At 68.4% G+C, this 12,020-nt stretch carries 9 protein-coding genes; 3 read left to right on the top strand and 6 right to left on the bottom strand.

What is annotated here, in order from left to right; translation table 11 throughout:
* The 3 genes from D7V77_RS19820 to D7V77_RS19810 all read right to left on the bottom strand — a co-directional run.
* Positions 1-1,617, bottom strand: a 1,617-nt coding sequence (locus tag D7V77_RS19820; protein ID WP_120577856.1) for a CTP synthase, incomplete at its 3' end; no start/stop codon positions are given.
* An 87-nt stretch (positions 1,618-1,704) separates the two neighbouring features.
* Entirely contained in the window at positions 1,705-1,938 is a 234-nt protein-coding gene (locus D7V77_RS19815; RefSeq protein ID WP_014393887.1) for a hypothetical protein, read from the bottom strand.
* 328 nt (positions 1,939-2,266) lie between these two features.
* Positions 2,267-4,036, bottom strand: coding sequence for an ABC transporter ATP-binding protein (locus D7V77_RS19810; protein ID WP_120577855.1), 1,770 nt, complete (start codon positions 4,034-4,036; stop codon positions 2,267-2,269).
* 116 nt (positions 4,037-4,152) lie between these two features.
* On the opposite strand from D7V77_RS19810, the gene D7V77_RS19805 reads away from it, so the two are divergent.
* A complete protein-coding gene (locus D7V77_RS19805) occupies positions 4,153-5,001 on the top strand; it encodes an aldo/keto reductase (RefSeq protein WP_120577854.1) in 849 nt (282 codons plus the stop codon).
* Here the strand turns inward: D7V77_RS19805 and kdsB are convergent.
* The gene (gene kdsB / locus D7V77_RS19800) at positions 4,994-5,740 is read right to left on the bottom strand and encodes a 3-deoxy-manno-octulosonate cytidylyltransferase (protein WP_120577853.1); all 747 of its coding nucleotides are present in this window, start codon (positions 5,738-5,740) and stop codon (positions 4,994-4,996) included. The two genes, D7V77_RS19805 and kdsB, sit on opposite strands and share 8 nt — an antisense overlap.
* A gap of 105 nt (positions 5,741-5,845) precedes the next feature.
* On the opposite strand from kdsB, the gene wecB reads away from it, so the two are divergent.
* A complete protein-coding gene (gene wecB, locus D7V77_RS19795) occupies positions 5,846-6,967 on the top strand; it encodes a non-hydrolyzing UDP-N-acetylglucosamine 2-epimerase (protein WP_120577852.1) in 1,122 nt (373 codons plus the stop codon).
* Between the two features lie 105 nt (positions 6,968-7,072).
* Complete coding sequence (locus D7V77_RS19790) at positions 7,073-8,050, top strand: RluA family pseudouridine synthase (RefSeq protein WP_120577851.1); 978 nt, start codon at positions 7,073-7,075, stop codon at positions 8,048-8,050.
* Here D7V77_RS19790 and D7V77_RS19785 read toward each other — a convergent pair.
* On the bottom strand, positions 8,034-8,852 hold the full coding sequence (locus D7V77_RS19785) for an alpha/beta fold hydrolase (protein WP_120577850.1): 819 nt from the start codon (positions 8,850-8,852) through the stop codon (positions 8,034-8,036). The genes D7V77_RS19790 and D7V77_RS19785 overlap by 17 nt on opposite strands.
* 19 nt (positions 8,853-8,871) lie before the next feature.
* Positions 8,872-12,006 (bottom strand): efflux RND transporter permease subunit, encoded by a 3,135-nt coding sequence (locus D7V77_RS19780; RefSeq protein ID WP_120577849.1) that lies wholly within the window; start codon positions 12,004-12,006, stop codon positions 8,872-8,874.
* Between the last annotated feature and the right edge of the window lie 14 nt (positions 12,007-12,020).

The following is a 12,020-nucleotide window of genomic DNA, read 5'->3' as shown; positions in this document are numbered from 1 at the left end:
CCGGTGGGCGTCCCGCTGGGCGAGCGCCGCGCCGATGAAGCCGGAGAACAGGGGGTGGGGGGCGAAGGGCTTGCTCTTGAACTCAGGGTGGAACTGGCAGCCCACGAAGTACGGGTGGTCCGCGAGCTCAATCATCTCCACCAGGTTCAGCTCCGGGTTGTGGCCGGAGATGACGAGCCCGGCCTCCTGGAGCCGGCCGCGGTAGGAGTTGTTGACCTCGTAGCGGTGGCGGTGGCGCTCCTGGATGGCCTCCTGGCCGTAGAGCTTGTGCGCGACGCTGCCGGGCTTGAGCGCGCACGCGTAGCTGCCCAGGCGCATGGTGCCGCCCTTGTCCTGCACCTTCACCTGGCTCTCCATGAGCGTCACCACGGGGTGCGCGGTGTGCTCGTCGAACTCCAGGCTGTTGGCGCCCTTCAAGCCCAGCACGGTGCGGCTGAACTCCACCACGGCCATCTGGAGGCCCAGGCAGATGCCGAAGAAGGGGAGCTTGTTCTCACGCGCGTAGCGGACCGCGGCGATCTTCCCTTCGGTGCCGCGCACGCCGAAGCCGCCGGGCACGAGCACCGCGTCCACGCCCTCGAGCGTCTTCTCCGGCCCTTGAGCCTCCACGTCCTGGCTGTCCACGAAGCGCAGCTTCACGCGCACGTCGTTGGCGATGCCGCCGTGGAGCAGGGACTCGTTGAGGCTCTTGTAGCTCTCCGTGAGGTTCACGTACTTGCCCACGATGCCGACGGTGACTTCACCGCGCGCGGGCTCGTAGATTTTGCGGACGATGGTCTCCCACTTCTCCAGGTGGGGGGCGCGGCTCCAGATGTTGAGCACCTCCGCCAGCCGCTCATCCAGGCCCTGGCGGTGCAGCTCCAGGGGCAGCTCGTAGATGCTGCGCACGTCCGGGGACGTGAACACGTTGCCGTTGTCCACGTTGCAGAACATGGCGATCTTGTCCTTCAGCTCGCGCGAAATCTCCCGGTCCGTGCGGCACAGGAGGAAGTCCGGCTGGATGCCGATTTCGCGCAGCTTCATCACCGAGTGCTGCGTGGGCTTGGTCTTCACTTCACCCGCGGCGCCGATGTACGGCAGCAGCGTCAGGTGGATGTAGACGGCGTTCTGGCTGCCCACGTCGTAGCGCATCTGGCGGATGGCCTCGAGGAAGGGCAGGGACTCGATGTCGCCCACCGTTCCGCCGACCTCCACGATGACGACGTCCACGTCCTGGGCGGCCTGGCGGATGCTGGCCTTGATCTCATCCGTGATGTGCGGAATCACCTGGACCGTCTTGCCCAGGTACTCGCCACGGCGTTCCTTGGTGATGACCGCGTTGTAGATGCGGCCGGAGGTGAAGTTGTTGAGGCGGCTCATCCGGGCGTGGGTGAACCGCTCGTAGTGGCCCAGGTCCATGTCGGTCTCGCCACCGTCCTCGGTGACGAACACTTCGCCGTGCTGGAAGGGGCTCATCGTGCCCGGATCCACGTTGATGTAGGGATCCAGCTTGATGAGCGTGATGTCCAGCCCGCGGTTCTCAAGGAGGGCGCCAATGGATGCGGAGGCCAGTCCCTTCCCCAGCGAGCTGACCACGCCGCCCGTCACGAAGATGAACTTGGTTTTCTTGGAGCGCATGTCCCTTCCTGCCAAGAGGGCCAGGGGGCGTCAAATATTCTCTGACGCACGGACGGCCGGCTGGCCCCGACCCGCAGGGTCAGCCCTTCACTGCGCGTCCCAACCCCCGGGTCGGGCGACAGCGAACTGCTGGGCGGTGGGCTGGCCGACGCGGAAATGGCGCAGGTCGCACCCCCGGCAACTCCAGCCTTCCCAGCCTTTCTTCACGACCTGGTGCAGGCAGGCATCGTAGTTGGGACAAAAAAGATTGCGCTGGTCATCCACCGTCTCCTCGTCACGGAGGGCAGAGGGCAGCGGGATGGGACATGGCGTGATGGACACGGAAGTTCTCCGGCAGGCGACCCCTACGGTCGTGGATGGCACTTCCCCCCGGCGGCCACGAACCGGTGGGTGGACAGGACATTCCCGGTAGGGAGGGGGACGAAAAAAGTCGCCCCCGTCGGCAAGGACGGGGGCGACTCGTTACCGCAGGCGTCACTTCCGCCGGGGACAACCCGCGTTAGCAGGCCACCGCGACGGAGGTGGACGCCTTGATCTTGCTGTCGTTCAAGGCATCACCTCCTTTCTTGCGGCAGCAGAGATAATGCGCGCCCTCATTTCCCGCCATGAAGACCGCGAGGTAGGCGGGGGTCGTCCGAGGAACGAGCGTTCAGGCGGCGACGACCTGTCGCTCCACGAGGCGGCGGTACAAGCCGTCCTGCGTCATGAGGGTGGAGTGGGTGCCGCTCTGCACCACGCGGCCGTGCTCCATCACCAGCACGCGCTGGGCGTTGGCCACGGTGGACAGGCGGTGGGCGATGATGAGCGTGGTGCGGCCCTGCATCAGCCGGTCCAGGGCGTCCTTCACCAGGTGCTCGCTCTCTGAATCCAGGGCGGACGTCGCCTCATCCAGGATGAGGATGCGCGGGTCCTTGAGCACGGCCCGCGCGATGGCCACGCGCTGCTTCTGGCCGCCGGACAGCTGCACGCCGCGCTCGCCCACCTCCGTGCGGTAGCCGTCAGGGAAGCGCTGGATGAAGTCGTGCGCGTTCGCGGCGCGGGCGGCGGCCTCCACCTCCGCGTCGGTGGCGTCCGGGCGGCCGTAGCGGATGTTGTCCGCGATGGAGCAGGAGAAGAGCAGGGGCTCCTGGGCGACCATGCCCACGTGGCGCCGCAGCCAGCTGGGGTCCAGGGACTTCAGGGGGCGGCCGTCCAGGCGCAGCTCGCCCTGGAGCGGATCATAGAAGCGCGACAGGAGGGCGGCGAGGGTGGACTTGCCGGCGCCGGAGGAGCCCACCACGGCGACGACTTCGCCTGCGTTGACGGTGAGGTCGATGCCCTGGAGCACCGGCACGTCCGGACGCGTGGGGTAGGCGAAGTGCACGCCGTGCAGCTCCACGCGGCCTTCGACGGTGGCGGGGCGCTCGCCCTCGTTGGCGGGGATGGAGGGCGCGCGGTCCATCAGCTCGAAGACGCGCTCGGCGGCGCCGGAGGCGCGCATGAAGTCCGCCCAGAGGTCCGCCAGGGAGCCCAGGGAGACGGCCACGAGCATCGTGTAGATGAGGAACGAGGTGAGGGCGCCCACGGAGAGCTCGCCGTCCACCACCAGCCGGCCGCCGTACCAGAACACCACCACCGCGGCGATGTAGCCCGCGCTGGAGGCGCCCCCCATGAAGGCGGCGGACTGGCGCGCGCGGTTGCGGGCGACCTCGTAGGCGTTGCGCACGGAGTTGCCGTAGCGCGCCACCTCCGAGGGTTCCGCCGCGAAGGAGCGCACGGTGCGCATGCCGGACAGGCTCTCCTCGGCGACCTCGCTGGCCTTGGCGAGCGCGTCCTGCACGTTGCGCGACAGCCCGCGCACGCGCCGGCCGTAGACCATGCCGCCCACGGCGACGACGGGCACGATGGCGAGCATCAGGAAGGTGAGCGAGGGCGAAGTGTAGAAGAGCAGCACGATGCCGCCCAGGGCCTGCACGGCGTTGCGCAGCCCCATGGAGATGTTCGCGCTCACCGTGTTCTGGAGCACCGTGGTGTCGGAGGCGAGCCGGCTGGTGAGCTCTCCGGTGCGGTGCGTGTCGAAGAAGGCCACCTCCTGGTCCATGAGGCGCCGGAAGAAGTCATGGCGCAGGCGCATGACCACGCGCTCGCCGGCGTTGGTGAAGAGGTAGAAGCGCACGGCGGTGGCCACGCCCTGGACCAGGAAGACGGCCAGCATGACGAGCGCGGCCTTGTCGATGAGGCCGCGGTTCTTCGCGTTGAGGGCCTCGTCGATGAGGATGCGGACGCCCTGGGGGTAGACCAGGCTGGCGCCGCTGCTGATGAACAGGAAGACGGTGGCGACCAGCAGCGTGCCCAGCTCAGGGCGGGCGAGCGCCAGCAGGCGGCGCCCGGTGACCCCGGAGGAGAGGTGCGGTGTCGAAGCGGTAACGGAGGGAGGCACCGGCGGAGCCTACCGGACTGTCGGGGGACGTGCAGCCCGGACGGTGTCCGCAGGGCCGGGATGCAGGCGGGTGGCCTGGGTGGTATTCCAAGGCACGTTCCATGCGAGGAGGGGCCATGGAGAAGCGCGTCTTTGGCAACACCGGGGTGGCGGTGCCGGTCATCGGACAGGGCACCTGGCAGATGGAGGAAGACAACGCGGAAGCAGCCGTCCGAGCCCTGCGCGCCGGGCTGGACCTGGGGCTCACGCACCTGGACACCGCGGAGCTCTACGGCCAGGGGCAGGTGGAGGAGGCCCTGGTGGCGAAGGCCATCGAGGCCCGGCGCGAGGAGGTGTACCTCGTCTCCAAGGTGATGCCGTCCAACGCGACGCGGAGGGGCACGGTGGCCGCCTGCGAGCGCAGCCTGAAGCGCCTGGGCACGGACCACCTGGACTGCTACCTGTTGCACTGGCCCGGTTCGCACCCGCTGGAGGGCACGGTGGAGGCCTTCGAGGAGCTGGTCGCGGCGGGGAAGATCCGCTCCTGGGGTGTGAGCAACTTCGGGGTGGAGGACCTGGAGGAGGTGCTGGCGCTCGCGGGCAAGGGGCGCATCGCGTGCAACCAGGTGCTGTACCACCTGGAGGAGCGCGCCATCGAGCACGCGGTCATCCCGTGGTGCGAGGCGCAGGGCGTGGCGGTGGTGGCCTACAGCCCCTTCGGCAACGGGCAGTTCCCGTCACCCACCAGCGCGGGCGGCAAGGTGCTGGCGTCCATCGCGAAGGCGCATGGCGTGACGCCCTTCCAGGTGGCGCTCCAGTTCCTGGTGCGCCGGCCGTCGGTGTTCGCCATCCCCAAGGCGAGCAACGCGGCGCACGTGCGGGACAACGCGAGCGCGGCCTCGCTGAAGCTCACGGAGGACGAGCTCCAGCGCATCGACGCGGCCTTCCCGAAGGGCGACGAGCCGGACGAGCTGCCCGTCATCTGACGGCAGCGCGTTCGCGCATCACGGCCTCCACGCGGGCCACGTCCTCCGGCACGTCCACCGCCACGGTGCGCCAGTTCACGCTGGCGCAGCGGATGCGCAGGCCGTGCTCCAGGGCGCGCAGTTGCTCCAGCTTCTCCGCCTCCTCCAGTGGGGTGGGGCTGAGTTCGGCGAGTTGGAGCAGCGTGTCCCGCCGGTAGCCATAGAGGCCCAGGTGGGCCCAGCGGCGCACGGGTGTGCCGGGCTCGCGGGCGTGCGGCACCGTGGCTCGGCTGAAGTAGAGCGCGTCGCCGTTGAGGGCGAGCACGGCCTTCACCACGTTGGGGTTGTCCACCTCCTCCGGCTCCAGGGGACGCACCAGCGTGGCCATGTTCACGGCTTCGTCCTGGAAGAGCTCCGCGAGCACCTTGAGGGCGGCGGGGTCCACGAGCGGCTCATCCCCCTGCACGTTCACCCACACCTCCACGTCCGGACGGGCGCGGGCGACCTCCGCGATGCGGTCCGTGCCGGTGGGGCAGGTGGGGCTGGTCATCACCGCCTTGCCGCCGAAGGACTCCACGACGTCGCGGATCCGCGTGTCGTCGGTGGCCACCCACACCTCGTCGAAGGCGCTGGCTTCCTGACAGCGGCGCCAGACGTGTTCGATCATCGGACGGCCGGCGATGAGGGCGAGCGGCTTGCCAGGGAAGCGGGTGCTGGCATGGCGGGCGGGGATGACGGCCACGGTGTAGGAGGCGGGCATGGGGCGGCATCTATCAGATTCAGGACGTCCCGCCGCGCTTGGGGAGGGGCTGACTGGCGCCCACCACTGGCCAGAACTGGCGCCATGCCTAGCTTCCGGGGCGACATGAAGAAGGTCATCCACATCGTTGGCGCGCGTCCCAATTTCATGAAGGTGGCACCCATTCACCGGGCCATCTCCGCGCGTACGTCCCTGCGGCAGCTCGTCATCCACACCGGCCAGCACTACGACGCGAAGATGAGTGACGTCTTCTTCGCGGACCTGGGCTTGCCTCCGCCCGAAATCCACCTGGGCATCGGCTCCGGCAGCCACGCCGAGCAGACGGCGAAGATGATGGTGGAGATGGAGAAGGTCTTCCTCCAGGAGAAGCCGGACCTGGTCTCCGTGGTGGGCGACGTGAACAGCACCATCGCCGCGGCGCTCGTCACGTCCAAGCTGGCGATTCCGCTGTCCCACGTGGAAGCGGGCCTGCGCAGCTTCGAGCGGCACCAGCCGGAGGAGATCAACCGCGTCGTCACCGACCGGCTCTCCGACCTGCTGCTCACGCCGTCGCGCGACGCGGACGCGAACCTCTTGAAGGAGGGCATCGACCCGAAGCACATCCACCTGGTGGGCAACGTGATGATCGACTCGCTCCTGTCGTCCAAGGAGAAGGCCGACCAGCTGCCCACGCTGAAGAACCTGGGCCTGACGCCGAAGGGCTACGTGGTGGCGACGCTGCACCGGCCGTCCAACGTGGACAACCCGAAGCTGCTGGCGGGCCTGCTGGGCGTGCTGATGGACGTGGCGAAGGAGCTGCCCGTCGTGTTCCCGGTTCACCCGCGCACGCGGAAGATGATTTCGGAGCAGGGGCTGGCTTCCAAGCTGGAGCAGACGCCGGGGCTCAAGCTGGTGGACCCCATGGGCTACCTGGAGTTCCTGTCCGTCACGTCGCAGGCGAAGCTGGTGATGACGGACTCGGGCGGCCTGCAGGAGGAGACCACCGCGCTGAACGTGCCGTGCCTCACCATGCGCGAGCAGACCGAGCGCCCCATCACCGTGGAGGTGGGCTCCAACGAGGTGGTGGGCACCGACCCCGCGCGCATCCGCGAGGCCGCGAACCGCGTGCTGTCCGGCGACTACAAGAAGGGCCGCGTGCCGGAGCTGTGGGACGGCCGCACGGGCGAGCGCATCGCGGACCTGTACTCGCGCTTCCTGGGCGTGGAGACGAAGCGCGCCTTCGGGTGAGCTGACGCGTTCGTGAAGCAATCAGGCCGCCGGGTGCTCGCGTCTTCGTGCGCGGGGGCCGGGCGGCCTTCGTGTTTCAAAGCGTGGTAGAGCGTCGGGTCCGCCATGCGTGAAGACTCCGAGAGCGCTCCGGCCGTGCCCGACGGCTACGTCGACATCCCGTTCGTCGTGGAGCCGAACTACGCGGGGTGGCGGTTGGACCGGTACCTCTGCGAGAAGATCCGCCGCATGGGCCTGGAGCGCGTGCGGGGCATCATCCTGCGCGGCGTCCTGTGCGACGAGTACCGGCTCAAGCCCTCCACGCCCGTGTACCCGGGGCTCACCTTCCGCATCCGCCGCCCCGCGAGCCAGGAGCCCGTGACGCCCACGGAGCTGCCCGTCGTCTTCTCCGATGACTGGCTGCTGGTGTTGGACAAGCCGGCGGGGCTGCCCATCCACCCCACCGCGCGCTACCACAAGGGCACGCTGGTGACGCTCCTGCGCGAGCGCTTCGGTGAGCGCTTCGCGGAGCCCGCGCACCGGCTGGACCGCGAGACGAGCGGGCTGGTGGTGTGTGGCCGCACCACCGAGTCCTGCCGTGTGCTGGGCGGACTGTTCCTGTCGCGCGATGTGCACAAGGAGTACCTGGCGCTGTGCGAGGGCCAGCCTTCCGAGGACACATTCGTCGTGGATGCGCCCATCGCGGAGGGTACGGACCTGATCCGCATCGCCGTGCGCATCGACCCGGTGGTGGGCAAGCCCAGTCGTACGCGCTTCCAGGTGCTTCAGCGCTTCACTCATGGCGGCGCGCCGTTCACGTTGCTGCGCTGCTTTCCGGAGACGGGACGGCAGCATCAGATTCGCATCCACCTGCGCGAGGCGGGCTTTCCGCTGGTGGGCGACAAGATGTACGGGCCGGACCCGGGCTACTTCGACCGGTTCAGCAAGCACTCGCTGGAGCCGGAGGCGTGGGACCGGCTGCGGTTGCCGCGCCATGCGCTTCACGCGGAGCGCATCACGTTCCCGCACCCGGGCACCGGGGAGTCCGTCACCTTCGCGTCGCCGCTTCCCGATGACTTGAAGGACTTCATCGCCGGGAGTTGATCGGCCCGGCCAGTTCACGCAGGAACGACGCGACCACCTCCGCCAGGCGCTCGGGTTGGTCATACGGGAGGCCGTGGCCGGCGTCCTGTATCTGTTCGATTCGCAGGCGTGGGTTGAGGCTCCGCAGCTCCGTTGCCATCTCGAGCGTGACGACGGGGCTGCTGTCCCCGATGACGAGGAGAATGGGGACGTCAATCGCGCTCACCACTTCGCGATACTCGGGGTTGGGCGGCGTGAGGACGTCGAAGGCTTCCGTGCGGGTCTTCAGTCTCGCCTCGGCGAGATGCTCGATGAGCTCGGGCGAACGATGCGGCTGCCGGGCTCGGGCCTGGGCAACGAGCTCAGGTTTGCTGAAGCCGAGGGTCCGGCGGTGTTGTTCGGCGACGTCGCTGGCGTGCACCTCGCGTTGGCGCTCGGGGCTCAAGAACGTCGGGTCGACCAGGATGACGCCGCGGAGGCCCGCCGTCCCTCGACTTGCGACCACCGCGGCGGTCATCCCACCCATCGAGTGGCCCAGCAGCACCGGACGCGAGAGCTCCAGGCCTTGGATGAGTCCCACGACGTCGCTTGCGTGTTCGTCGTACTGGTAGCCGTGGCGCGGCGCGCTCGAACCGCCGTGCCCTCGGGCGTCGGGCATGACGACATCGAATTCACCTTCGAGCCCGCGCGCCACGGGAGTCCAGCAGGCGCCGCTCCCGATCAATCCATGGAGCAGGACGACGGGAGGTTTGGCGCCTCCCGTCCGGAGATAGTGGAGGTCGATGCCGTTCGCTTCACAGACTCCACTCTTCCAGGTCGTCATGGGACTCCGTGAACCTCCATCAGCCTGCCTTGCGGAGGTTCTTCGCTCCGGGCACCACGCGCAACAGTTGCTCGGGCATCCGGTCCACGACCTGCTCCGTGAAGCGGGCGAAGATGCGGAAGAGCACCGGCAACAGCACCAGCGTCAGTGCGCAGGCGGAGATGGTTCCGGACACGATGACGATGGCCAGGGGCTTCTGCATCTCCGAGCCGATGCCGTTGCTCAAGCACGCCGGCACGAGGCCCAGCGCCGCCAGCGCTGCCGTCATCAGCACAGGGCGCAGGCGTTCGCGGCTTCCGTGGAGGATGGCGTCGTCCAGCGACTCTCCCGCCTCCCTCCGCTCCGCGATGGCGCTCATCACCAACACTCCGTTGAGCGCCGCCTGTCCGATGAGCGCGATGAAGCCCACCGCCGCCGCCACGCTCAGTGGCATGCCCGCCCAGTACAGGCCGAACACGCCTCCCATCAGCGCGAAGGGCACGTTGAGCAGCGTCACCACCGCGCGGCCGAAGGAGTTGAACGCCTTGAAGAGCAGCAGCAGCGTGAGCACCAGCGCCACCGGCAGCACGGTGAGGAGCCGGTCCATCGCGCGCTCCTTGCTCTCGAACTCTCCGCCCCATTCGACGCTCATTCCCGCGGGAGGCGGGGCTTCCTTCTGGAGCAGCGCCTGCGCGTCCTTCACGAAGGAGCCCAGGTCCCGGCCTCGCACGTTCATGCGCACGCCGATGTAACGCCGACCGTTCTCGCGGTTGATGGAGGCCCGGCCGAAACCCGTCTTCACCTTGGCCAGCTCGTTCAGCGGCACCAGCACGCCTCCCTCCACGGGCACCCGCAGGTGGGAGATCTTCTCCACGTCGTCCCGGCTGGACATGGGCAGGCGCATCACCACGTCGAAGCGGCGCTCGCCCTCCCAGAACTCGCTGAGCGGCCGGCCGCCCACCGCCGTCTGGAAGACGTGCTGGAAGTCTCCCAGCGACATGCCATGGCGGGCCAGCGCTACGCGGTCCGGGGTCACCTGGATGCTGGGCACCTCACCGCTCTTCACGATGCCCAGGTCCGCGACGCCGTCCACCTTCGACAGCGTGCGCTTCACCTTCTGCGAATACTCCTGGAGCACCTGGAGGTCGTCACCGAAGAGCTTCACCGCGAGCTGGCCCTGCTGGCCGCTGATGCTCTCGTTCACGTTGTCGCCAATGGGCTGGCTGAAGCTCACCTCCATGCCCGGGACCTCCGACACGGAGCGCTGGAGGACCTCCAGCACGTCGTCCAGTTTGGGCGTGCTCTTGGGCCACTCGGCGGGTGGCTTGAGCTTCACGAAGAACTCCAGGTTGTTGGTGAGCTTCGCGTCGGTGCCGTCCTCCGGGCGGCCCAACTGGCTGAGCACTCCGTCCACCTGCGGCGCCGCGCGCAGCAGGCCTTCGATTCGCGGCACCAGCTTGCGGCCCTCCGACAGGGAGATGTTCGAGGGCATGGTGAAGGTCAGGTAGAGGCTGCCTTCGTTGAGCGCTGGGAGGAACTCGCTGCCCATGCGCGGGACGAGCGCTCCCGCGAAGAGCAGGCCCGCCGTGCACACCGCGACCACGGTGCCCGGGTGTTTGAGGCTCCAGGTCAGCACGGGGCCGTAGGCCTTGTCCGCGGCTCGCAGCACCGGTGATTCCCTGTGCTTCACCGGCTTGCGGTAGACGAACGACGCCAGCACCGGGATGAGCGTGACGGAGAAGACGAGCGCGCCCAACAGCGCAGCCACCACCGTGTTCGCCATGGGCGCGAAGATGCGGCCCTCCACCCGCTGCAACATGAAGATGGGCAGGTACGCCGCGATGATGATGAGCAGCGAGAACACCGTGGGGCGCACCACCGCCTTCGTCGCGCGCTGGATGCGTTCGAGCGGGGTTTCCCCCTCGTACTGGTGGCCGGACATGCGCGCCAGGATGCTCTCGATGATGACCACGCCTCCGTCCACGATGACGCCGAAGTCCACCGCGCCCATGGACAGCAGGTTCGCCGACATGCCTCGCATCTTCAGGTAGATGAACGACGCCAGCAGCGAGAGGGGAATCAGGACGCCCACGACGATGGCGGCCCGCAGGTCCAACAGGAAGATGAAGAGGACCAGCGTGACGAGCAGCGCGCCCTCCAGCAGGTTGTGGCCCACCGTGCGCAACGTCGTGTTCACCAGGTCCGTGCGGTCGTAGAACGGATCAATGTGAGCGTCGTCCGTCTGGAGGCGGCCGTTCACCGCGGTCACCGCGTCGCGCACGCGGGAGAGCACCACGGAGGGGTTCTCTCCCCGGCGCATCAGCACGATGCCCTGCACCACGTCACCGTCGCCGTCGCGGCTGACCACGCCCTGGCGAGGGGACCAGCCCTCGTTCACGTCCGCCACGTCCTTGAGGAACACGGGCGTGCCTTCGTGCGTGGCCACCCGCACGTCGCGGATGTCGTCCAGCGAGCGGAAGAGGCCCTCGCTGCGGATGACGAACTGTTCGGAGCCTCGCTCCAGCACGCCGCCGCTCGCGTTCTCCGAGCCGTCCTTCAGCGCGTCCTCCACGTCATCCAACGTGAGGCCGAACGCCGCGAGCTTCACGGGATCCGGCTGGATGTGGATCTCCTTGAGGAGGCCTCCGTAGCTGACGACGTCCGCGACGCCATCCACTCGCAAGAGGCCCGGCCGCACCACCCAGTCCTGGAGGGTGCGCAGCTTCATCGGGTCGCCCTTCGCGCCCTTGAGCGTGTAGCGGTAGATCTCTCCGATGGGCGTGGCCAGCGGGCCCAGGGAGGGCGTGAGTCCCTCCGGCAGCTCCGCGTCGCGCAGGCGCTCCAGCACCTGGGCTCGGGCGAAGAGCACGTCGGTGTTGTCGTTGAAGCTCAGCGTCACGAACGACAGGCCGAACATGGAGAGGTTGCGCAGGCGCGTCAGGCCCGGGATGCCGTTGAGGGCGCGCTCCAGCGGGAGGCCAATCTGGCGCTCCACCTCTTCGGACGGCTGGCCCGGGTAGAGCGTGATGACGTTGACCTGGGTGTCCGTGGGATCCGGGAAGGCTTCCACGGTGAGGTCGGTGAAGCAGAACCAGCCCCAGATGGCGGTGAGCAGCGTGAGGAACACCACCGCCGCGCGGTTCTTCAGACTGAAGTCGACGAGCTTTTCGAACATGGGCGTCTTTCGTT

The organism is Corallococcus sp. CA041A (assembly GCF_003612075.1).
Classification (GTDB): Bacteria; Myxococcota; Myxococcia; order Myxococcales; family Myxococcaceae; genus Corallococcus; species Corallococcus exiguus.
This window is presented reverse-complemented; position numbering and strand designations above follow the sequence as displayed.